The sequence below is a fragment of the Winogradskyella rapida genome (genome assembly GCF_042675845.1).
Taxonomy (GTDB): Bacteria; Bacteroidota; Bacteroidia; order Flavobacteriales; family Flavobacteriaceae; genus Winogradskyella; species Winogradskyella rapida.
Genome location: NZ_JBHTKM010000010.1, coordinates 177,327 through 199,926 on the forward strand (window position 1 = coordinate 177,327; position 22,600 = coordinate 199,926).

Here is a 22,600-nt window from a genome sequence, read left to right on the forward strand (position 1 = left end):
TTTTTAAATTAAATTTTGCTTCTCTCTGAATAAGCTTTTAATCGGCTTAAACTCTTAAAGTTCTATAAAGTTTTTTAGTAATTGCGCACCGGCTTTACTGCTTTTTTCAGGGTGAAATTGTACACCATAAAAATTATCATTTTCTAAGGCAGAAGCATATTCCAACTCATAATCAGAGGTCGCTATCGCTTCAGCACAAGGTTCAGCATAGTAACTATGCACTAGGTACATGTATTCTTTTTCTTTAATGTCTTTAAAAAGTCCTGATTTTAAGTTTGAAATGGTATTCCATCCCATCTGTGGAACTTTCACTTTATTTGAGAACCGTTTTACATTCACATCAAAAATACCAAGCCCTTTAGTATCCCCTTCTTCGCTATGCTGACACATTAATTGCATCCCTAGGCAAATGCCTAGTACCGGTTGCTTTAACGTAGGAATTAAAAGATCTAAACCACTTTGTTTTAATTTTTCCATAGCCGAACTCGCTTCTCCAACTCCCGGAAAAATCACTTTATCTGATGCTATAATTTCTTCAGGACATTCTGTTAAGACGGCATTATACCCTAAACGTTGAAAAGCAAACTGAATACTTTTAATATTTCCTGCTCCGTAATTGACAATTGATAATTTCATTTTTTCTGGCCTCTATTTTTGGTTTGGCATCTTATTAAAATGTTATAACATCCCTTTAGTAGACGGTAAAATCATTTTTTCTACGTCTTGTTTTACAGCCATTTTAATCGCTTTTGCAAAGGCTTTAAAAATGGCTTCAATTTTATGGTGTTCGTTATCACCTTCCACTTTAATATTTAAATTACACTTGGCCCCATCGGTGAAGGACTTAAAGAAGTGAAAGAACATTTCAGTAGGCATTTTACCTATCATTTCGCGTTTAAATTCCGCTTCCCAAACTAACCAATTTCGACCTCCAAAATCAATGCCTACTTGGGCTAAACAGTCGTCCATAGGTAACGAAAACCCGTAACGTTCTATTCCTAGTTTATTTCCTAAAGTGCTAGCAAACACTTCTCCTAATGCAATGGCCGTATCTTCAATAGTGTGGTGCTCATCAACTTCAAGATCGCCATTCACTTTAATATCTAAATCGAGCTGACCATGACGTGCTATTTGATCAAGCATGTGATCAAAAAACGCAATGCCTGTATCAATGTTACTCTTCCCCGTGCCATCGAGATTTAAATCGATTTTAATTTTTGTTTCATTGGTGTTTCTTTCAATACTACCAACACGTTCTGTTGTTTTTAAGAACTTATAAATAGCTTCCCAATCATTCGTTTCTAAGGCAATGAAAGCGTCTAATGCCGTCTGACTCACAGTCACTTCATCAGTTCCTAAATTGGTATTGTCATTGATAAAAATACCTTTGGCGCCAAGATTTTTAGCCAATTCTACGTCCGTAAGACGATCGCCAATAACAAAGGAGTTTTTTAAATCGTAATCCTCCGAGAGATACTTAGTGAGCAAGCCTGTATTAGGTTTACGCGTTGGGGCATTATCTTTCGCAAAAGTACGGTCAATAAATTGTTCTTTAAAGACAACACCTTCTCCTTCAAAAGTTTTAAGGACAAAATTATGAACCGGCCAAAACGTCTCCTCAGGATACACCTCGGTGCCTAAACCATCTTGATTGGTAATCATAACAATTTCAAAATTAAGCTCTTTGGCGATTTTACTTAAATATTGAAATACTTTTGGGTAAAACTCTAATTTTTCAAACCCATCAATTTGTTCGTCTGCAGGCTCTTTTATTAAAGTTCCGTCGCGGTCTATGAATAGTACTGGCTTCATCTGTTTTTATTAGTATCGTTTAGGTTGATTTTATTTCTTGGGGCACATAAAAAAAGTAATGCCCTAAGGGATTCTATTTTAATCGTAAAACAAGCTTTATCCTAACGATGATTTACAATGTTTTTAATGTTTGTATTAGTTTTTCATTCTCTTCTTTGGTACCCACTGAAAAGCGCAAACAATTTTCGCATAAGGGCTGATTGGTTCGGTTGCGCACCACGATACCTTGGTTTACGAGTTGCTGATAGCGTTTATTAGCATCATCAACTTTCGCTAAAATAAAATTAGCATCCGATGGATAAACGGCTGAAACAAAATCAATAGTCTGCAAGGCTTGATTTAAAACTCCACGTTCTAAAATAATACTTTTCACCTCATTATCAATGTCCTCTAAAGCATTTAAGCGTTCTAAGGCCTTATTCTGACTTAGCTGATTGATGTTATACGGTGGTTTTATTGTATTTAAAACTGAAATTATATCGGTTGAAGCGTAACAGATTCCTAATCTAATTCCCGCTAATCCATAGGCTTTAGATAAGGTTTGGGTAACAATTAAATTTGGAAATTCATGTAAGCGACTTAACCAACTTTCTTCCGTTGAAAAATCGATATAGGCTTCGTCTATAACCACTAAACCTGGAAAATTCTGAATTAATTTTTCTATGCGCTCGGCTTCAAAACTATTGGCGGTTGGATTATTAGGCGAGCATAAAAATAATAGCTTTGTTTGTGCTGTACTCAACTCCAAAATGTCTTGAACCTTAGGTTGAAAATCGGCCTCTAATTCTACTTCTATATTTTCAACCGCATTGAGGTTCGCCAACACATTATACATTCCGTAAGTGGGTGGCAACGTCATGATTTTGTCTGTTTTAGGTTCACAGAAGGCTCTAAAAATTAAGTCTAAAACTTCGTCACTCCCATTTCCTAATAAAATATGAGATGTCCCCAAACCTTTTAGGGTTGCCAAACGTTCCTTAACCGTTGTTTGCTGCGGATCAGGATAACGATTTACCGTTGTAGTAAATGGATTTTCATTGGCATCAATAAAAACCATATCCGTAGTAACATCCTGGTATTCATCTCGTGCTGAAGAATACGGTTTTATAGATTTAATATTATCTCTAATGAGATTATTTAAGTTGAAATTTTTCATTTTTATTGCTTCTCGATACAACGCCTTTTACCTCGAAATCACTCGAAGTGCTGTTAAATTATTTTTCTAATTCCTTTAATCTTAAAGTTACCGCATTTTTATGGGCTTGCAAACCTTCGGCTTCCGCCATTAGCTCTATGGCTTTTCCTATATTCTGAATTCCTTCTTTCGAGATGTTCTGAAATGTCATACTCTTTTGAAAACTATCTAAATTGACTCCGGAGTAGGCTTTGGAAAACCCATTAGTAGGTAGCGTATGATTGGTCCCTGAAGCATAATCTCCGGCACTTTCAGGCGTATAATCGCCAATAAATACCGACCCTGCGTTACTAATTTCGTTGACGAAAAAATCATTATCTGCTGTGGCCACGATAAAATGTTCTGGACCATATGCATTAATCAAATCTATAGCTGTTGTATTTGTATCTACTACAATTGTTTTTGAGTTGGCAATAGCCTGTTCTGCCATATCTTTTCTTGGTAAGACCGCTAATTGCTCCTCAACTTCCTCAGATACTGCTTTAGCAAATTCTTCCGAAGTTGTTACTAAAATAACTTGACTATCACTACCGTGTTCCGCCTGACTTAAAAGATCTGAAGCCACAAAAGCCGCATTAGCCGTCGTATCGGCCATGACTAATAATTCACTTGGTCCTGCTGGCATATCTATAGCTACACCATATTTAGTTGCAATTTGCTTTGCCACCGTAACAAACTGATTTCCTGGACCAAAAATTTTGTAAACCTGTGGAATACTTTTGGTTCCAAAGGTTAAACCCGCAATGGCTTGTATCCCTCCTACTTTTATAATTTTAGTCACGCCACAAAGATTAGCCGCATATAAAATTTCAGGCGCAATATTGCCCTCCTTATTCGGTGGTGAACACAATACAATCTCTTTACATCCCGCAATTTGCGCCGGAACCGCTAACATTAATACTGTTGAAAATAAAGGCGCCGTTCCCCCAGGAATATAAAGACCAACCTTTTGTATAGGCCGTTTCTCTTGCCAACACGTTACACCAGGCATGGTATCCACCGTAACTTTATCCGTTTTTTGAGCACTGTGAAAAGCTTCAATATTACGTTTTGCTAAAGCAATGGCGTTTTTTAAAGATTCAGATACCTTCGTTTTAGCGACTTCAATTTCTTGAGCTGAAACTACAGGTTTTTCTAAAACTACGCCATCAAATTTAGACGTATAGTCTGCAATGGCTAGGTCGCCATTTTCCGCCACCGCATTGAACACCTCGTTTACCGTGGCTTCAATATCTCCAACGGTTTGAGTGGGTCTTTTTAATATTTCTGACCAATCTGATCGGTCTGGATTGCTATATAATTTCATCTTCTTTCTAAAATCAAGGTTAAGGCATTTACTCGTGCAGTGTTCGCTTAAAGCACCATGTTTTCAATAGGACAAACTAAAATTCCTTCAGCACCATTCGCTTTTAATTCATCAATAACATTCCAAAAATCATTTTTATCAATCACGGAGTGCATAGAGCTCCACCCTTCTCTAGCTAATGGTAAAATAGATGGACTGTTCATACCTGGTAAAATTCCAATAATATCATCTAATTTATCATTTGGAGCATTTAATAAGATATACTTGCTTTCACGCCCTTTTAAAACGGACTTTAAGCGGAATTGTAATTTATCAATTAAGACTTGATTTTCTTCTGAAATTTTAGGTGAGGTTGCTAAAACCGCTTCAGATTTTAGCAGCACCTCCACTTCTTTAAGTCCATTTTTAAACAGTGTACTTCCGCTTGAAACGATATCACAAATCCCATCTGCCAATCCAATATTCGGAGCAATTTCAACAGAGCCATTTATAATGTGCAAATTGGCTTTTACGCCTGCTTTTTCCAAAAACTGATTCACCGTATTAGGATAAGATGTCGCTATACGCTTGCCATCTAAATCCTTAAGGCTCTTTAATTCAGAAGATTTTGGTACAGCAATAGACACTTTACATTTTGAAAATCCTAGACGCTCTACAATTTTTAGATCGTTTCCTTTCTCTATTAAAACATTCTCTCCAATAATAGCAGCATCTACAACGCCGTCTCTTAGATATTGTGGAATATCGCCATTTCTAAGGTAAAAAACCTCTAAAGGAAAATTACGCGCTGAGGCTTTTAACTGATCTTTTCCATTATCGACAGAAATACCAATCTCTTTTAAAATTTTCATTGAGTCTTCATTAAGACGACCCGATTTTTGAACTGCAATTTTTAATTTACTCATGGTTTGTTGTTGTTATGTCTGAGATTTCAGTGCGTATTTTAAAAACAAAAAACCCATCTGATTTCTCAAACGGGTTTTTATAATATATGTTGAATTTATTCAATACAGATTCACCTCGCTTGATTGCTAGTATGAAAATGATGATGTAATTGAATAAATGTCATGTCTTTTATTTGATACTACAAATATCTTCAATTAAAATTTATAAATCCTAATGAAAGGCCATAAAGTTTTAATTTTTAACAAAATATTATTATAGCCTGTATTTTATTACTGATTTCCTAATATTATAGGCATTCCACTTTCTCCAGAACCTATAATAACCACTTTACTATTTGGTGATTCTGAAAGTTTTACAGTCGCCTCAATACCTTTATCCTGGAGGATCTTATCTGTTAAAGAAGCACTTAAGATTCGGTTTGCATCTGCTTTACCTTGTGCTTCAATAATAACTTTTTCAGCTTCTTTCTGTGCAGTTACAAGTCTAAACTCATATTCTAAAGACTCTTGCTCTTGCTTTAACTTTCTTTCAATAGCTTGTTTAATTGTAGGTGGTAAGGTGACATCTCTAATTAAAATATCATTTAACTGAATAAATTGAGGTTCTACAATTTTCTTTGTCTCTTCAAAAATCTCTTCTTGAATCGCATCTCTTTTACTAGAGTAAAGTTGCTCTGGTGTATAACGTCCAACCACACTTCTCGCGGCACTTCGGATTGCTGGCTGAAGCACGCGACTTAAATAATCTTCTCCTTTTTCGTTATGTAAACGTCCTAGATTTTTATAATCCGGTTGGTACAACACCGAAGCGTCTAATTTAATATCTAAACCGTTTGATGATAACACAGACATTTTTTCTGGTACTTCTTGCTGACGTGTTTCATAATCAATCACTCGGTTCCATGGGGCGATAACATGAAATCCTGGACCTAAAGGTTCTTTATTAGAATCTACACCGCCTCTTAGGGTTTCATATAATACTCCTGCATGACCAGAGTCTAGAGTTACAGCTGATTTTGCTAAAACAATAATTAAAAGCACAACGCCTATTAAAATCGGTAATCCAATTTTTGGTAATTTTTCCATCTTATATTTTTATATTAATCCGTTATATTTCCTAATAAACCACTCTATAATTAAGCATAATGCAATTATAAGGAGTAGATATTCCCATTCTATCAAAGGTACGATTTTTTTGGTGCTTTTCTGAATGGTTTGATAACGATTATCATTTAATAATTGTGTTATTAAAGCCTCTGTTTGTGTCGCAAAGTAAGCTTTTCCGCTGCTCTTATCTGCCAAGGTATTTAGCTTCTCTAAATCTGCATTTAAAAATTGCTGCTCTACATTATAATCTAAGATTTTAAACGAACCACTGGCTGATACATTTTCAGAATTATGCTTAATCTTAAAATCATAAGCCCCCGCCTTGGTACCACTTAAGTCTACTGTATAATTACCGTTATGGATTAACATTGGAATTTCTTTTACCGTACCATCGTCCTTCTTTTCTAAAACAATACTTAATGACGCTTCAGCATCAAATTCAAAATTTTTATTAAAATATTGTGCTGAAATGACCAGATCATCATTCCCGTTATAAAATGATTTATAATCCACATTTAAACGCCTCCTCTTTTTATTAGAACTGAGATACTGCACCAACTTGCTTATAAATTCATCAAAATTGTTGAAGCTATTTCTATTTAAAAAAGATTGAGCTCGCCAACGCCATAAGCCTTCTCCATTTAAGATCGCATGCTTGGTGTTTTCAGCTTCAAAAGTTGCTAATAGTACGGATTTAGTGGTAATCCCATTAACATTTTTATACAATAAGGTTTCAAAAGGGACTTTAACAGTGAAGGCGCCAAACTCGGAGCGTAAAGGCGGAAAACTTTCAAAATCTAAATTTTCAACGATAAAGGTGCTATAGTTTTGGTTTAGCGTTGCTAAAAAGTCCTCGGTTTGATTGGTGACTTTTTGTTCTAAAAATTTTTGATTGTTATTTAGAAAATTCCAATCCGTAGTTTCCCCAGCAATCGTAAAGATATTACTGTTCTGCTCTTGCAGTACTTTTAATAGCGCACTAAATTTAGCATCAGGTTGATACAAGATAAACAATTGATAGTCATCTAATTTACTTAACACCTCTTGAGGGCGTAAAATGCTAGCGCTACGCTGCTCATTACTTTCAATAGCCTTTTTAAGCGCCCCTAAATCAGGATGTAAGCGCTCATAAATGATGGCGACATTTGTTTTTTGGTCAATAACTTCTACAGCAAAATTATTACTGTTATTAACCGTATTTTTTTCATCTTTCAAGGCCTCCAACTCCACACGATAGGTCTTTACCCCTACACTATTAGCGGGCAAAATAGCAGAAACAATTTCTGAAGATTTTAAAGGATTTAACTCTAATGTTTTTTTAAAGACCAGTGTATTTCCAGCCCAAATTTTAAGTTCCGTTTCTACAGCGTCATTTCCGTTATAATTGGCAATAATTTCAACCGGAAATTTATTTTTTAAATACACATACCGATTGGTATTCACTTGCTTTAAGCTTAAGTCTGAATACACCGTAGAATCCCCGAGAATTACCGGGTATATGGCTTGAATATTGAGCTTTGATTGATAACTATAGTCTGAACCAAAGGTCTGATTACCATCGGTTAAAAGTACTACTGGAGCTGTTTGTTGACTGTAAATTTCATTAAAGTGCTTTAAGGCTGCACTTATATTTGTTTGTGAAGCTTTAAAATTAAGACTGTCAAAAGTGTTGACCTCTTTACCAAAGCGATAGGTTTGAAGATTAAAGCGCTCCTGTAAACCTTTGTGTTGTTCTATAAACTTTAAAGCAGATTTCGCATTTTCTTCTTGATTAAGATAAGCAATAGATTCTGAGTCATCTACAGCAATAACCAAGGTGGGTTTTTCATAAAAATAGGTAAACGACTCAAAGGTTGGATTGATGAGCACTAAAAGAATCCCAAAAATAGCAAGGGCTCTTAAACCCGTAAGAACATATTTTAACTTGGACTTTAATTTCGATTTATATATATACTGAAACAGCGCTAATACTAGCGCTGTTATGGCAGCAATTGTTATGTATAATAGAGTTAAAGAACTCATTAAAATCAATTTAAATAATAGTTATGGAATAAAACTAAGGTTTATTAGGTTAACATTCCACCATCTACATTAAGTGTTTGTCCTGTAACATAAGCACTTAAATCACTCGCTAAAAAGACACAAGCATTTGCGATATCTTCAGGAGAACCACCACGTTTTAAAGGAATAGCACTTCTCCAACCTTTTACAGTTTCTTCATCAAGTTTAGCGGTCATTTCCGTTTCAATAAAACCAGGAGCGATAACATTAGATCTAATATTACGAGAACCTAATTCTAAGGCTACAGATTTAGAGAATCCTATAATCCCTGCTTTTGAAGCGGCATAGTTAGTTTGTCCGGCATTTCCTTTAACACCAACCACAGAACTCATGTTAATAATTGAGCCTTTACGTTGTTTTAACATGGTACGCTGTACCGCTTTAGTCATGTTAAATACCGATTTTAAATTCACTTCAATCACTTTATCAAAATCCTCCTCACCCATTCGCATAAGTAAGTTATCTTTAGTGATCCCTGCATTGTTTACTAATATATCTATAGCACCAAATTCTTCTAATACCGCTTCTGCTAATTTTTGAGACTCCTCAAAATTAGCGGCATTACTTTGGTAACCTTTTGCTTTTACTCCTAAGGTATTCAATTCTTTTTCAAGGGCATTTGCTGCTTCTACAGAAGAACTGTATGTAAATGCAACATTAGCACCATGTTGTGCAAAAACTTCGGCAATTCCTTTACCGATACCACGACTTGCTCCGGTAATGATAGCCGTTTTTCCTTCTAATAATTTCATAATGTGTTAATCGTTAGTTCTTATAGTTGTTGTAATCAAAGATAATCAATACAAATTGCATGAATTAAAAAAACCTCACAAGATTTTGTAAGGTTTTTAACAGTTTTATGTGGGTAAAATTAGCCTAAAACTTCTGCTACTTTTTTCCCAATTTCAGCAGGAGAATCTACAACGTGGATTCCACATTCTGCCATAATTTTCTTTTTAGCTTGAGCAGTATCATCACTACCACCTACAATAGCACCAGCATGTCCCATTGTACGACCAGCAGGAGCAGTTTCACCAGCAATAAAACCTACTACAGGCTTGTTGCTTCCACTTGCTTTATACCATTGTGCAGCATCAGCTTCTAATTGACCTCCAATTTCACCGATCATAACAACAGCTTCTGTTTCTGGATCATTGATTAATAATTCCACAGCTTCTTTAGTTGTTGTTCCGATAATTGGATCACCACCAATACCGATTGCAGTTGTAATTCCTAAACCTTGTTTTACAACTTGGTCAGCAGCTTCGTATGTTAATGTTCCTGATTTAGAAACAATACCTACATTTCCTTTTTTGAAAACAAAACCTGGCATAATACCAACTTTAGCTTCACCAGGTGTAATTACACCAGGACAGTTAGGACCTACTAAACGACAATCTTTTCCTTTTATATAATCTGATGCTTTAATCATATCAGCAACAGGAATTCCTTCTGTAATTGTAATAATCACTTTAATACCTGCGTCAGCAGCTTCCATAATAGCATCAGCAGCAAATGCTGGTGGTACAAAAATAATGGTTGTGTCTGCACCAACTTTCTCAACAGCTTCTGAAACTGTGTTAAAAACAGGTTTGTCTAAGTGTGTTTGACCACCTTTACCTGGAGTTACACCTCCAACGACGTTAGTACCGTATTCAATCATTTGCTCTGCGTGAAATGTTCCTTCACTACCAGTAAACCCTTGAACTATAATCTTAGAATTCTTATTAACTAAAACGCTCATTTGCTATTGTGTATTTAAAGTTTTATAATTTTTGTTGTGCAAAAATAAGAGATTTCTAACGCAAAAGCGACCTCTTTTTTAATTTTATTTCGATGTGAGACCTGATAGAAGTACTGCCTTTAAAGCTTCCTTTCTTATTTAGATCTCAATTTTCAATTTTTGTCTGAATTTTGACTTCAATATTTATTTTTCTATCACCTTCTACTCTGCTTTTTAGAGCAAAACAGTAGTGTTACCGCTTTATAGATTTTTTAATTTTTGAAGTATTTCAGGAATCTTTTTAATGTAAGCCATTTCTTTAAACGAAAGTCGGGCTTCTTGTGCCGGACTTCCAAAATAAGTTTTTCCTTCTTCGGTTGTATTACCTACTCCAGATTGCGCGTATAATACGGAACCTTTCTTAATGGTAATTCCACTTTTCACTCCTACTTGTCCCCAAATGGTAACATTATCTTCAACCACAACACAACCTGCAATACCAGTTTGCGATGCAATTAAACATTTTTTTCCTATCAGTGTATCATGGCCAATTTGGATTTGATTATCCAATTTAGAACCTTCACCAATAGTCGTATCTCCAGTAACTCCACGATCTATAGTACAAAGCGCACCAATATCTACATGGTCTTTAATTACAACACGACCACCAGATTTTAATTGATCATAGCCTTCAGGTCTGTTTTTATAATAAAAGGCACTTGCCCCTAAAATTGTTCCGGCGTGAATGGTAACTCCATCACCAATAACGGCATCATCATAAATACTAACATTAGCATGAATGACACAGTTTTTACCAATAGTAACATTGTGACCTATAAAACAATTGGGTTGAATCACCGTTCCTTCACCAATTACGGCATCAGCAGCTATTGCACTGTGAGACGCTTTAAATGGTTTAAAATGTTCCGTGATTTTATTAAAATCTCTAAAAGGATCTTCTGAAATTAAAAGAGCTTTTCCCTCAGGACAGTCAACCTCTTTATTAATTAAAACAATAGTAGCGGCAGATTGCAAGGCTTTGTCGTAATACTTTGGGTGATCTACAAAAACAATATCGCCGGGTTCTACAACATGAATTTCATTAATGCCAAGAATTTCAAAATTCTCGTCGCCTTTAAAATCACAGTCAATTAATGCGGCAATTTCTTTTAAAGTATAAGGTTTTGGAAACTTCATGTTTTGAATTTACAAGGGAATTGTTGCAAGTTCCTTAAAGTTAAGCAACTTGCAACATTAAAAATTCCTTATTCTTTAATACGCTCTTTATACGTTCCTTTTTCAGTTTCAACTTTAATTTTATCCCCTTCGTTGATAAAAAGTGGTACGTTAACTTCTGCACCAGACTCTACCGTAGCAGGCTTAGTGGCATTCGTTGCTGTATTTCCTTTTACCCCAGGTTCTGTAGCTGTAACTTCTAAAATTACCGATGCTGGTAACTCTACAGAAAGTGGCATATTGTCTTCAGTATTAATTTGAATGGTTACCACTTCCCCTTCTTTCATAAGGTCAGTTCTGTCTATAGCAGACTCTAATAATCTAATCTGCGTATAATCCGCTTCATTCATAAAATGATAGAACTCACCGTCATTATATAAATACTGAAACTTATGCGTTTCTACACGTACATCTTCAATTTTATGACCTGCTGAAAACGTATTATCTAAAACTTTTCCTGTCGTTACACTTTTCATTTTCGTTCTTACAAAAGCAGGACCTTTTCCTGGTTTTACATGTAAGAATTCTACAATTTTATAAATATCGTTGTTGTATCTGATACATAATCCGTTTCTAATATCTGATGTCGTTGCCATAAAATGATTTAATTGTTTATTTGTTATTCTTTAATAATGAAAGTTTATTTCTGTGTTTTAGTTTGATTTGAAATAACCTTTCATAATTCCACGATGCGAGTTTTTAATAAACTGCAAAATTTCATCGCGTTCTGGAGTGGCCTCCATTTCAGCTTCAATTAAATCTGAAGCTTGTGTGTTATTATAATTCTTTTGATATAATATTCTATAAATATTCTGAATCTCTCTTATTTTCTCCGTGCTATAGCCTCTACGTCTTAAGCCTACAGAGTTAATACCGACATAAGACAATGGCTCTCTTGCTGCTTTTACATAAGGAGGAACATCTTTTCTTACTAAAGACCCACCTGTTACAAAGGCGTGGTTACCAATAGAACAAAACTGGTGTACAGCTGTCATCCCTGCTAAAACCACGTAATCCCCAACGTTAATATGTCCTGCTAAGGTACTGTTGTTAGAAAAAATACAGTTATTCCCTACAATACAATCGTGAGCAATATGACAGTAGGCCATAATTAAACAATTATCGCCAATAACCGTTTTCATTTTATCGGTCGTTCCACGGTTAATGGTTACACACTCTCTAATGGTGACATTATCACCAATTTCTACGGTTGTATCTTCGTCGTTGTATTTTAAATCTTGAGGTACAGCAGAAATCACGGCGCCAGGAAAAATATTACAGTTTTTTCCAATACGCGCCCCTTCCATTATCGTTACGTTACTTCCTATCCAAGTGCCTTCACCAATTTTTACATTATTATGTATAGTTGTAAAAGGCTCTATTACTACATTCTTCGCAATCTTTGCTCCCGGATGTACGTATGCTAAAGGTTGATTCATTATTCTAATTTTTATTTTAATAAAGGGCTATAAATAGCAACACTTTATAGAACGCAACTTATCAATGGGATAAGCCCTAAACGTTCGTTTTTATATGAGTTACTAAGCCGCGATATGGCGGCTTAGTTTTTATTTTACTTTTGAAATCTGAGCCATTAACTCCGCTTCAGCACATAATTTTCCGTTGGCGTAAGCATAACCTTGCATATGACAAATACCACGTCTAATTGGTGTAATTAACGAACATTTGAAAATTAAGGTATCTCCAGGAACTACTTTTTGCTTAAATTTAACTTTATCCATTTTCATGAAAAAGGTTAAGTAGTTTTCTGGATCTGGAACAGTACTTAAGACTAAAATTCCACCCGTCTGAGCCATCGCTTCAACAATAAGAACACCAGGCATAACTGGAGCTCCAGGGAAATGACCTTTAAAGAACTCTTCGTTCATGGTTACATTTTTCATCCCGATAACGTGACTGTCTGACAATTCAAAAACCTTATCAAGTAATAAAAAAGGTTGTCTGTGCGGTAACATGTCCATGATTTGATTAACATCCATAATCGGTGTTGCATTCAAATCGATTTGAGGTACATTGTTTCGTCTTTCGTTTTTAATCAATTTAGACATTTTCTTTGCAAACTGTGTGTTTACAAAATGTCCTGGTTTATTAGCGATAACCTTACCTCTTATACGCGTCCCAATAAGTGCTAAATCTCCTAAAACATCTAATAGTTTATGGCGAGCGGCTTCATTAGGGTAATGTAAAGTTAAGTTATCTAAAATACCGTTTGGCTTCACCGCGATGTTATCCTTATTAAAGGCGACTCTAAGTTTGTCCATTGTTCCTGGTGACAACTCTTTATCTACATAGACAATAGCGTTGTTCAAGTCTCCACCTTTAATTAAGCCATGCTCTAAAAGCATTTCAATTTCATGTAAAAAACTGAAGGTTCTTGCGTTTGCGATATCGGACTTAAAATCCGACAACGTATTGAGTGTCGCATTCTGTGTTCCTAAAACCTTAGTCCCAAAATCTACCATGGTTGTAATTTGGTAAGAACTTGAAGGCATTAAGATAATTTCACTTCCAGACTCTTCATCTGTATAAGAAACCACTTGTGTAATTTCATATTCTTCTCTAAAAGCTTCTTGTTCTACAATACCAGCAGCTTCAATTGCTTCAACAAAGAATTTAGAAGACCCATCCATAATTGGCGGTTCCGAAGCATCTAATTCAATAATAGCGTTGTCAATATCCATCCCCACTAAAGCTGCAAGCACGTGCTCACAAGTTTGAATGGTTACGCCATTTTTCTCCATACATGTACCACGTTGTGTACTTGTAACATAGTTGGCATCAGCTTCAATCTTAGGCTCTCCCTCTAAATCTACACGTTGAAATACAAATCCTGAATTCTCAACGCCAGGTTTAAATACTAATTTTACATTTGCACCAGTATGAAGTCCTACACCTGTTAGTGTTACTTCTTTTTCAATGGTTTTTTGCTTCGTTTCCGTTTTAATGATGGCCATCTACTTTTTTTTCTAATTCGTTAATAGTTTTAGCAAGTTTAGGTAAATTTTTAAAATATACATAAGACTTATTAAAATCCCCATAACCATAGGCTGGTGATCCTTGTAATACTTCGTTATCCTTTATATTTCTCGCAATACCAGATTGCGCTTGTATTTTTACGTTATTCCCAATAGTGAGGTGTCCTGCGATCCCTACTTGCCCTCCAATTTGGCAATGCTCTCCGATTTTGGTAGACCCTGCAACTCCGGTTTGGGCTGCAATAACTGTATTTTTACCAATTTCTACGTTATGCGCAATTTGAATTTGGTTGTCTAACTTTACACCTTGTCTTAAAATTGTAGACCCTAAGGTGGCACGATCTATAGTGGTCCCAGCGCCTACATCTACATCATCTTCTAAAATAACATTACCTGTTTGTGGTACTTTAGAATAGCTTCCGTCTTTAGCTGGTGCGAAACCAAAACCATCGGCACCAATAATGACACCTGAATTGATAACACAGTTTTTACCTAAAATACAGTCTGAATAGACTTTCCCTCCTGGGTAAATTGTAGTGTTTTCTCCTAGCACCACATTATCACCTACAAAAGCATTAGGGTAAATTTTTACATTTTCACCAACACTTACATTATTTCCTACGTAAGCAAAGGCCCCAACATAAGCGGTCTCTGGTATGGTTACGGACGCATCAATAAAACTTGGTTGTTCAATACCTGTTTTTAAAGACTTAATACGATCGTAATATTCTAACAACTTGGTGAAGCCTGCATAGGCATCTTCTACCTTAATAAGAGTTGTTGTAATTGGTTTCTCTGGCTGAAAATCTGCATTAACAATCGTAATGGAGGCTTCAGTCTTATATATATATGGTGTGTATTTTAAGTTGGATAAAAATGTTAAGGATCCCTCTGTTCCCTCTTCAATCTTAGAGAGTTTAAAAACTTCAATTTGAGGATCACCAACAACGGTTCCTTCTAAAATACCTGCGATTTGTTCTGCTGTAAATTTCAAAAAATTGATTTTAATGGCACGGTTTGTTTCCGCAAAAATAGAAAAAAAGGATCACATTTTCTTTTTAGGATAGCACATATAATATTTTGTAATTGGTTTACTGAGTGCTTTTAGGTTTAATTGATCGGAAGCCTTAACGATATCTTTAATTTTTCCGGTCTTAAATAAGATCTTAATCTTCTGAAATTTATTCTCATAGGCCTGATTTACTAAGCGTCCTTTAAAAACAAAATAGGCCGCTTCGGCTTCAGAAATATTATACTTTTTAATTAAGGCTTTAGAATGTGATTCGAGATTTGCTTCGGCAATTGGTTTATTTTTCACCTTTATTTTTAAAAGATTTCGATCTAAAATCATTTGACAAAGATTACTCAGCACAAAATCCTCATGACTTTGCCAATCTTTCATTGCCGCCACAATATCATAATCGTCTAATTTTGAAAACACCTTTAAGGTATGCGCATCAAAACTATCGGCGTTAATTTCAGAACTTAAAAAATAAAATAATGCCTCGCTACATCTTAAGTTCACCCCTTGAGACACCAGTTCTTTGGCACGTTTTAAAATACGTACTAATAACTGCTCTGCCACCACACTTGTTTTGTGCAGGTAAACTTGCCAGTACATAAATCCGCGTGCTATTAAAAATTTCTCAACACTTAAGATACCTTTTTCCTCCAAGACCAGCTGATCTTCCTTTACATTAAGCATGGTAATTAAACGCTCGCTATTAATGTTTCCTTCGGCCACGCCCGTATAAAAACTATCTCGCTTTAAATAGTCCGCACGATCCATGTCTAATTGACTCGAAATAAGTTCGCACATAAATTGCCGCGGATATTCTTTCTTAAAAATAGAGATGGCTAAAGTTAAACTTCCGTTAAACTCATGATTGAGTTCTTGCATAAAACGCAGCGAAATTTCTTCGTGAGAGATATCATCAACAAGGCTATGTTCCATGGCATGTGAAAACGGTCCATGTCCAATATCATGTAAAAGAATTGCAATTAACAAACCATTTTCCTCCTCTTCAGAAATCACAACTCCCTTAAAACGAAGTACATTCACGGCTTTCTGCATTAAATGCATACAACCTAGAGCATGATGAAAACGGGTGTGGTGAGCGCCAGGATAAACCAAATAAGATAATCCCATTTGACTAATACGACGTAATCGTTGAAAATATTTATGTTGAATGATGTCGAATATTAAAGTATTCGGAATCGTAATAAATCCGTAAATTGGATCGTTAAATATTTTAAGCTTATTATTTGTAGGCAAAATGTAAAAATTCACTAATTAGATAACAAATATACCACAACATGATAAATATTCTTTGGGTTGACGATGAAATAGATTTATTAAAGCCTCATATTATCTTTTTAGAGCAAAAAGGCTATCAAGTGACCAAGTGTCAAAGTGGTACAGAAGCTCTTGAAATTATTAACGATACAAATTTTGATATTGTGTTTCTAGACGAAAATATGCCTGGACTCACCGGCTTAGAAACCCTAAACGAAATTAAGGAACGTCGTGCGAACTTACCTATCGTTATGATTACCAAAAGTGAGGAAGAATATATAATGGAAGAAGCCATTGGAAATAAAATAGCGGACTACCTTATTAAGCCCGTTAATCCGAATCAAATATTATTGAGTTTAAAGAAGAACTTAGACCATTCCCGTTTAATATCTGAAAAAACCAGTTCTAATTACCAACAGGAGTTTAGAAAGATTGCTATGGATTTATCTATGGTGAATTCTTACGAAGAATGGATAGACCTATACCAAAAGCTTATCTATTGGGAGCTAGAGCTTGAAAACATTGAAGATGTGGGCATGACAGCTATTCTAGAGTCACAGAAAACGGAAGCCAATATGCAATTTGGGAAGTTTATTGAAAAAAATTATGAAGATTGGTTTCAGCCTAATGAAGACGCCCCAATAATGTCGCACACCTTATTTAAAGATAAAGTGGTGCCTGAGTTAAGCGATAAGCAACCCACTGTTTTAGTCGTTATAGACAATTTACGCTACGACCAATGGAAAGCTTTTGAGCCCATAGTCAATAATTATTACAAAAAAGCATCTGAACTTGCATTCTATAGCATCTTACCTACCGCAACCCAATATGCACGAAACGCTATTTTTTCAGGTTTAATGCCTGCTGATATGGAAAGTTTATTTCCGCAATATTGGAAAAACGATACCGATGATGGTGGAAAAAACTTACACGAAGGCGATTTTCTAAGAGAACAACTGAAGCGTTTAGGCCTAGGCCATATTAAACATGAGTATCATAAGATTACAAATCTAAAATCTGGAAAAAAACTAGTCGAAAACTTCAAATCTCTAAAGGAAAATGATTTAAGCGTTATAGTTTACAACTTTGTAGATATGCTTTCGCATTCTAAAACAGAGATGGAAGTTGTAAAAGAGCTCGCTTCTAATGATAAAGCTTACCGTTCTTTAACAGTGAGTTGGTTTAAAAATTCACCTTTATTAGAAATGATTCAGCTTTCACAACAATTAGGATTTAAGCTTATATTAACCACAGACCATGGAACTATAAATGTAAAAGCTCCTACAAAAGTGATTGGCGATAGAGACACTAGTTTAAATTTACGTTACAAAACAGGTCGAAGTCTTACGTACCAAGATAAAGATGTCCTTGCCATAAAAAATCCGAAATCGGTTCACCTCCCTGCCCTAACCATGAGTAGTTCGTTTATCTTTGCTAAGGGCGATTTATTCCTGGCCTACCCAAATAACTTTAATCATTATGTAAGTTATTACAGAAATACGTACCAACACGGCGGAGTTTCTTTAGAGGAGATGATTATCCCATTTGTAGTCTTAGATCCGAAATAAACACTGTAAGAGAACTTACACAACTATATTTTAAATGCTTTGTCTTTCAACGACAAAGCATTTTTATTTTTATGAGATTTAGGGTGTTGAATTATCGTACTTTTTTAGGCTCAAAAACGGAATAAAACACAAAATTAATCCTCAAAACGCAAATATATCCGACGAAATACAAATCACTCTTTGTTTTACAAGAAATTTATCCTTACTATTGTATTCTATAAATGCATAAAAAAACTGTGAAAACACTAGAATTCACCTACCATATTAAAGACATTCAAAAAGTTGCAGAAGCAGTATTATCTCACTTGCACACTAAGACCGTATTATTTAATGGTGATATGGGAGCAGGAAAAACCACATTTATAAATGCGCTCTTAAAAGCGATGAATAGTAATGATGAGGCAAGCAGTCCTACATTTTCAATAGTTAATGAATACAGTTTAGCAGACGATAAAGTGTATCATTTCGATTTTTATCGTATTGAATCTATAGAAGAAGCTTACAACTTTGGAATTGAAGATTATTTAAATTCTGATCACTGGTTATTTATGGAATGGTCAGAACGCATTGAAGATTTAGTTCCAGAAGCTCACCAAACCCTTACTATTACTGATTTACAAGAGGATAAAAGAACTATAAAACTAACTATATAAACGCACATTTAACGAACAAAAAAAGCTGAAGCAAAAAATTTTATTAGTAAAATTCCTACAAAAACGAAGACCAATTACGGAAAAACCGTAAGTACAAGTACATGATTTCTTGGATTTTAACAATCACGCATTTGTCAGAGCTGTATAAGCTTCTTACATTTGGAGTATATTAATTAATTAAATCCCTTTAAATTATGAAAAACAAAAAAAATCTCGTATTAGCAATTGCAATCTTTGGAGGCATGTTATTTACTGCTCAAGCTACTAACATTATTGACTTAGATGGACAAACTACACAGCAAGTTGACAAAAGAAAACTTAAAATTCCAACGTGGGGATAAAAAATCCAACACAAGAAAAATTATTATGGGGAGTATTGTTGCAACTTTAGTTGCCGCAACTCCCTTTTTGTTTTATATCTACGAGTACGTACCAGATACAAAAACTTGGGACACCTATATAGGGACTTACCACAGCAATTACTATAAAAGTGCTAATGTTGGGATCTGGGTTCTAATGATGAAGTTTGTTCCGTTATTGTTATCCTTACTTTGGTTTCTAACTTGTCGTCATTGGTGGTACCATGCCTTGTTAATTCCTATTGTGATGTTTTCGTTTCAGACCATTAGTGCTTTTAATGATGAAGTGCTTTTTATGGACGAACTACATATTGTTTGGTTACTTCCATTTATGGCTATCGTTTTTCCGTCCATTTACTTAATACGGGCCAAAATGTTTAATAAAATCAATAACGCCGACAAAACCCTAACTGAAATGGAAGAGGAATTTATGATTAGACCTAAAGGGGTTTGGAGTAGAATAAAACAGTATTTTTAGACAAGGTCTCAGATCGCTATAAATTCTACGGCGTTTACTCTAATGACATTACGGTAAGCCTTATGTTTCCTGGTACAGCTATAATTCCATTACCGCTTAAGTACACTTCCTTTTTTATTTGAATTGATTTAAATCCATCAATATCTCATGGTATTTGCTATATTGCAATAGCAAACCAAAGTCAGTCACTTCAAATGAGCATGTCATTATCTCCATTTACAAAAGCCCAGTTATTACCTCAGGAAGAAACCTTAGAAATTTTAAAAAAGAAAGGTGAACTCTTTATCGGAATTCCTAAAGAAGCTGAATTCCAAGAACGTCGGGTTTGCTTAACTCCAGACGCGGTATCAGCATTAACCGCTAATGGACACCGTGTATTGTTTGAATCTGGCGCAGGAGAAGGGGCAAATTTTAAAGATAAAAGCTATAGTGACGCCGGTGCAGAAGTTACAAAAGACACCGCAAAAGTCTACTCCTGCCCTATTATTCTTAAAGTTGAACCACCTTCTTTAGAAGAAATAAAACTGATTAACCCACAAACGCTTTTAATTTCTGCATTACAGATTAAAACGCAAAGTAAATCGTATTTCGAAGCCCTAGCCAAAAAACGTATTACCGCTTTAGCGTTTGAATATATAAAAGATGACGACGGCCAATATCCTGCCGTAAGTTCCTTAAGTGAAATCGCTGGAACCGCATCCATATTAATTGCTTCGGAATTACTCTCTAATGTTAACGGTGGTAATGGTTTAATGATGGGGAACATTAACGGTGTTCCGCCGGCAGAAGTCGTTATTTTAGGCGCAGGAACCGTAGGTGAATTCGCCGCACGTTCAGCTATTGGTCTAGGTGTTAATGTAAAAGTATTTGATAGCTCTATCACAAAATTACGTCGACTGCAAAACAAACTAGGACGCTCTATCTATACCTCAACCATGCAACCTAAAAATATTTTAAAAGCCTTAAAGCGTTGCGATGTGGCTATAGGTGCAGTTCGCGGTACCAATAGAGCCCCGATTGTGGTTACAGAAAGTATGGTTTCTCATATGAAAACCGGTTCCGTGGTTATCGATGTAAGTATTGACATGGGCGGCTGTTTTGAAACCAGCGAAGTGACTTCTCATGATTATCCTACGTTTGATCATAATGGAGTCATCCATTATTGTGTTCCTAATATTCCGGCACGCTATTCTAGAACAGCCTCAGTTTCAATAAGTAATATTTTTACACCTTACCTCTTAGAGATTGGTGAGTATGGTGGCATAGAAAATGCCTTGCGTTTTGACAGAGGTTTAAAAAATGGGTTGTATTTTTACCACGGCATTTTAACTAATAAATCCGTTGCAGAATGGTTTGGCTTAGAATATAGCGATGCCAATTTATTAATTTTCTAAACGGTCTTGCTTTAAAGACAGGTCATTTTATTTACTATGAAATTTATACATCGATTAGGTTACTATCTTGGTGGTTTTGCATTAGGTTTAATTCTTTTGTTATTTTTTTTGAATGGAAAAGATGCCTCTTGTGATTATGGTCCGAATGCGCGGACCGTTAAAAACATCAGCTCTAAGCCTTTTCAATATTCTGAAAAAGCCGCTTTTTTTATTGAAAAAGAAGCTTTAGATTCTACAACTGTTGTAAATTTAGTGAAATTTGGAGAAGTAGATTTTTCTCATAGCCAAACAAACGTTGATTCTTGTAAAGTGTACCGTATAGAAAACAGCTATAAGCAACGGGATTTAGAATTAATGATTAAAAATTGTGACTCTGTATCTACAGTTCTCAATATTTTATATAAAACAAACTCATAAGCATTACTGATATATAGATCTTTCTAAGGTCTTAAATAATACAGTGGCTTAACAATATACAATTTCATTATGAAAGTTCTAGTTACAGGAGCAGCCGGTTTTGTTGGGTACCATACCTCAAAACTATTAATATCTAAAGGTTATGATGTTTTTGGTTTAGATAATTTAAATGATTATTATGACGTAAACCTTAAACTTTCTCGATTAACAGAATTGGGCATTGCTAAGGAAGACGCCTTAAAGTTTCATAACACTTGCCAAAGTAAAACTAGCGATTTTAAGTTCATCCGAATGAATCTGGAAGATCGAGAGGAATTGCCAAAGCTATTCAAAAATGAAGAATTCGACATTGTATGTAATCTTGCAGCGCAAGCCGGTGTTCGTTATAGTTTAGAGAACCCGGAAGCTTATGTAGATTCTAACGTGGTTGGTTTTCTAAATATTTTAGAATGCTGTAGAGATTACCACATAAAGCATTTAGTTTACGCGAGTAGTTCTAGTGTTTATGGTACAAACAAAAAAGTTCCATTTTCTACATCAGATAATGTAGACCACCCTATTAGTCTTTATGCGGCCACAAAAAAATCTAATGAATTAATGGCGCATACTTACAGTCATTTGTTTAAAATCCCTACAACAGGATTAAGATTTTTTACCGTTTATGGCCCTTGGGGACGACCAGATATGGCCATGTTTTTATTTACAGATGCTATCGTAAATAACAGACCTATTAAAGTCTTTAACCACGGAAAAATGGAACGCGATTTTACTTATGTAGATGATATTGTGGAAGGTGTGGTGCGTGTCATTGAGAAATCGCCAAAAACTAGAATCGACAATCAAGAGTATTATAAACTCTATAATATTGGTAATAATAGTTCCGTAAAATTATTAGACTTTATTCAAGAAATTGAATTGAATTTAGATAAGGTTGCTGAGAAAAACATGATGGACATTCAACCTGGAGATGTTGAACGTACTTGGGCCGACGTAGACGAACTAATTAAAGATTACGATTACCAACCTAATACATCTATTAAAGCGGGTGTAAAAATGTTTATAGATTGGTACAAAGAATATTACAAATAAGGCCC

General features: G+C 35.2%; 22 protein-coding genes. 7 read left to right on the forward strand and 15 right to left on the reverse strand.

Annotation, left to right across the window (positions count from 1 at the left end):
* Positions 1–54: 54 nt before the first annotated feature.
* From hisH to ACFQ13_RS02735, 15 genes are all read right to left on the reverse strand, one after another.
* The gene (gene hisH, locus ACFQ13_RS02665; protein ID WP_386113719.1) at positions 55–636 is read right to left on the reverse strand and encodes an imidazole glycerol phosphate synthase subunit HisH; all 582 of its coding nucleotides are present in this window, start codon (positions 634–636) and stop codon (positions 55–57) included.
* 42 nt (positions 637–678) lie between these two features.
* Complete coding sequence (gene hisB / locus ACFQ13_RS02670; RefSeq protein WP_386113722.1) at positions 679–1,812, reverse strand: bifunctional histidinol-phosphatase/imidazoleglycerol-phosphate dehydratase HisB; 1,134 nt, start codon at positions 1,810–1,812, stop codon at positions 679–681.
* Between the two features lie 112 nt (positions 1,813–1,924).
* Positions 1,925–2,968, reverse strand: a complete 1,044-nt coding sequence (hisC, locus tag ACFQ13_RS02675) for a histidinol-phosphate transaminase (protein ID WP_386113725.1) — start codon at positions 2,966–2,968, stop codon at positions 1,925–1,927.
* Positions 2,969–3,026: 58 nt separating this feature from the next.
* Complete coding sequence (hisD, locus tag ACFQ13_RS02680; protein ID WP_386113728.1) at positions 3,027–4,313, reverse strand: histidinol dehydrogenase; 1,287 nt, start codon at positions 4,311–4,313, stop codon at positions 3,027–3,029.
* A 47-nt stretch (positions 4,314–4,360) separates the two neighbouring features.
* Positions 4,361–5,218, reverse strand: a complete 858-nt coding sequence (gene hisG, locus ACFQ13_RS02685; protein WP_386113731.1) for an ATP phosphoribosyltransferase — start codon at positions 5,216–5,218, stop codon at positions 4,361–4,363.
* A gap of 270 nt (positions 5,219–5,488) precedes the next feature.
* Positions 5,489–6,304: a prohibitin family protein gene (locus ACFQ13_RS02690; RefSeq protein WP_114310318.1), complete on the reverse strand. Its 816-nt coding sequence runs from the start codon at positions 6,302–6,304 to the stop codon at positions 5,489–5,491.
* A 9-nt stretch (positions 6,305–6,313) separates the two neighbouring features.
* Positions 6,314–8,347, reverse strand: a complete 2,034-nt coding sequence (locus ACFQ13_RS02695) for a VWA domain-containing protein (RefSeq protein WP_386113734.1) — start codon at positions 8,345–8,347, stop codon at positions 6,314–6,316.
* A 44-nt stretch (positions 8,348–8,391) separates the two neighbouring features.
* The gene (fabG, locus tag ACFQ13_RS02700; protein ID WP_114310320.1) at positions 8,392–9,138 is read right to left on the reverse strand and encodes a 3-oxoacyl-[acyl-carrier-protein] reductase; all 747 of its coding nucleotides are present in this window, start codon (positions 9,136–9,138) and stop codon (positions 8,392–8,394) included.
* Positions 9,139–9,257: 119 nt separating this feature from the next.
* The gene (gene sucD / locus ACFQ13_RS02705; protein ID WP_114310321.1) at positions 9,258–10,130 is read right to left on the reverse strand and encodes a succinate--CoA ligase subunit alpha; all 873 of its coding nucleotides are present in this window, start codon (positions 10,128–10,130) and stop codon (positions 9,258–9,260) included.
* Positions 10,131–10,370: 240 nt separating this feature from the next.
* Positions 10,371–11,306, reverse strand: a complete 936-nt coding sequence (locus ACFQ13_RS02710; RefSeq protein ID WP_386113737.1) for a UDP-3-O-(3-hydroxymyristoyl)glucosamine N-acyltransferase — start codon at positions 11,304–11,306, stop codon at positions 10,371–10,373.
* Between the two features lie 68 nt (positions 11,307–11,374).
* On the reverse strand, positions 11,375–11,941 hold the full coding sequence (gene efp, locus ACFQ13_RS02715; RefSeq protein ID WP_114310323.1) for an elongation factor P: 567 nt from the start codon (positions 11,939–11,941) through the stop codon (positions 11,375–11,377).
* A gap of 57 nt (positions 11,942–11,998) precedes the next feature.
* Positions 11,999–12,784: an acyl-ACP--UDP-N-acetylglucosamine O-acyltransferase gene (gene lpxA, locus ACFQ13_RS02720; RefSeq protein WP_114310324.1), complete on the reverse strand. Its 786-nt coding sequence runs from the start codon at positions 12,782–12,784 to the stop codon at positions 11,999–12,001.
* 129 nt (positions 12,785–12,913) lie between these two features.
* Positions 12,914–14,320 (reverse strand): bifunctional UDP-3-O-[3-hydroxymyristoyl] N-acetylglucosamine deacetylase/3-hydroxyacyl-ACP dehydratase, encoded by a 1,407-nt coding sequence (locus ACFQ13_RS02725; protein WP_386113739.1) that lies wholly within the window; start codon positions 14,318–14,320, stop codon positions 12,914–12,916.
* Positions 14,307–15,335, reverse strand: a complete 1,029-nt coding sequence (gene lpxD, locus ACFQ13_RS02730) for a UDP-3-O-(3-hydroxymyristoyl)glucosamine N-acyltransferase (RefSeq protein ID WP_386113741.1) — start codon at positions 15,333–15,335, stop codon at positions 14,307–14,309. Before lpxD ends, ACFQ13_RS02725 begins: the two co-directional genes overlap by 14 nt.
* A 51-nt stretch (positions 15,336–15,386) precedes the next feature.
* Positions 15,387–16,616 carry an HD domain-containing protein gene (locus ACFQ13_RS02735; protein WP_386114127.1) on the reverse strand — a complete coding sequence of 410 codons (1,230 nt, stop codon included), beginning with the start codon at positions 16,614–16,616 and terminating at the stop codon, positions 15,387–15,389.
* Positions 16,617–16,657: 41 nt separating this feature from the next.
* Between ACFQ13_RS02735 and porX the strand changes: the two genes are divergently transcribed.
* The 7 genes from porX to ACFQ13_RS02770 all read left to right on the forward strand — a co-directional run bounded on the left by porX (position 16,658) and on the right by ACFQ13_RS02770 (position 22,595).
* Positions 16,658–18,205, forward strand: a complete 1,548-nt coding sequence (gene porX, locus ACFQ13_RS02740) for a T9SS response regulator signal transducer PorX (protein ID WP_386113743.1) — start codon at positions 16,658–16,660, stop codon at positions 18,203–18,205.
* 236 nt (positions 18,206–18,441) lie between these two features.
* Entirely contained in the window at positions 18,442–18,858 is a 417-nt protein-coding gene (tsaE, locus tag ACFQ13_RS02745) for a tRNA (adenosine(37)-N6)-threonylcarbamoyltransferase complex ATPase subunit type 1 TsaE (RefSeq protein WP_386113744.1), read from the forward strand.
* Positions 18,859–19,052: 194 nt separating this feature from the next.
* Entirely contained in the window at positions 19,053–19,199 is a 147-nt protein-coding gene (locus ACFQ13_RS02750) for a hypothetical protein (RefSeq protein ID WP_181858409.1), read from the forward strand.
* A 25-nt stretch (positions 19,200–19,224) separates the two neighbouring features.
* Positions 19,225–19,695 carry a hypothetical protein gene (locus ACFQ13_RS02755; RefSeq protein ID WP_386113746.1) on the forward strand — a complete coding sequence of 157 codons (471 nt, stop codon included), beginning with the start codon at positions 19,225–19,227 and terminating at the stop codon, positions 19,693–19,695.
* Between the two features lie 194 nt (positions 19,696–19,889).
* Positions 19,890–21,089, forward strand: coding sequence for an alanine dehydrogenase (locus ACFQ13_RS02760; RefSeq protein WP_386113748.1), 1,200 nt, complete (start codon positions 19,890–19,892; stop codon positions 21,087–21,089).
* 36 nt (positions 21,090–21,125) lie between these two features.
* On the forward strand, positions 21,126–21,506 hold the full coding sequence (locus tag ACFQ13_RS02765) for a hypothetical protein (RefSeq protein ID WP_386113750.1): 381 nt from the start codon (positions 21,126–21,128) through the stop codon (positions 21,504–21,506).
* Between the two features lie 69 nt (positions 21,507–21,575).
* Complete coding sequence (locus tag ACFQ13_RS02770) at positions 21,576–22,595, forward strand: NAD-dependent epimerase (protein ID WP_386113751.1); 1,020 nt, start codon at positions 21,576–21,578, stop codon at positions 22,593–22,595.
* The last annotated feature ends 5 nt before the right edge of the window (positions 22,596–22,600 follow it).

Coding starts and splice junctions, on each gene's coding strand:
- ACFQ13_RS02690 (WP_114310318.1), bottom strand. CDS start 6,304: ATGGAAAAATTACCAAAAATTGGATTACCGATTTTAATAGGCGTTGTG.
- hisG (WP_386113731.1), bottom strand. CDS start 5,218: ATGAGTAAATTAAAAATTGCAGTTCAAAAATCGGGTCGTCTTAATGAA.
- ACFQ13_RS02710 (WP_386113737.1), bottom strand. CDS start 11,306: ATGAAGTTTCCAAAACCTTATACTTTAAAAGAAATTGCCGCATTAATT.
- ACFQ13_RS02695 (WP_386113734.1), bottom strand. CDS start 8,347: ATGAGTTCTTTAACTCTATTATACATAACAATTGCTGCCATAACAGCG.
- hisD (WP_386113728.1), bottom strand. CDS start 4,313: ATGAAATTATATAGCAATCCAGACCGATCAGATTGGTCAGAAATATTA.
- ACFQ13_RS02770 (WP_386113751.1), top strand. CDS start 21,576: ATGAAAGTTCTAGTTACAGGAGCAGCCGGTTTTGTTGGGTACCATACC.
- sucD (WP_114310321.1), bottom strand. CDS start 10,130: ATGAGCGTTTTAGTTAATAAGAATTCTAAGATTATAGTTCAAGGGTTT.
- ACFQ13_RS02725 (WP_386113739.1), bottom strand. CDS start 14,320: ATGGCCATCATTAAAACGGAAACGAAGCAAAAAACCATTGAAAAAGAA.
- ACFQ13_RS02755 (WP_386113746.1), top strand. CDS start 19,225: ATGGGGAGTATTGTTGCAACTTTAGTTGCCGCAACTCCCTTTTTGTTT.
- ACFQ13_RS02765 (WP_386113750.1), top strand. CDS start 21,126: ATGAAATTTATACATCGATTAGGTTACTATCTTGGTGGTTTTGCATTA.
- fabG (WP_114310320.1), bottom strand. CDS start 9,138: ATGAAATTATTAGAAGGAAAAACGGCTATCATTACCGGAGCAAGTCGT.
- hisC (WP_386113725.1), bottom strand. CDS start 2,968: ATGAAAAATTTCAACTTAAATAATCTCATTAGAGATAATATTAAATCT.
- lpxA (WP_114310324.1), bottom strand. CDS start 12,784: ATGAATCAACCTTTAGCATACGTACATCCGGGAGCAAAGATTGCGAAG.
- efp (WP_114310323.1), bottom strand. CDS start 11,941: ATGGCAACGACATCAGATATTAGAAACGGATTATGTATCAGATACAAC.
- ACFQ13_RS02750 (WP_181858409.1), top strand. CDS start 19,053: ATGAAAAACAAAAAAAATCTCGTATTAGCAATTGCAATCTTTGGAGGC.
- ACFQ13_RS02760 (WP_386113748.1), top strand. CDS start 19,890: ATGAGCATGTCATTATCTCCATTTACAAAAGCCCAGTTATTACCTCAG.
- porX (WP_386113743.1), top strand. CDS start 16,658: ATGATAAATATTCTTTGGGTTGACGATGAAATAGATTTATTAAAGCCT.
- hisB (WP_386113722.1), bottom strand. CDS start 1,812: ATGAAGCCAGTACTATTCATAGACCGCGACGGAACTTTAATAAAAGAG.
- hisH (WP_386113719.1), bottom strand. CDS start 636: ATGAAATTATCAATTGTCAATTACGGAGCAGGAAATATTAAAAGTATT.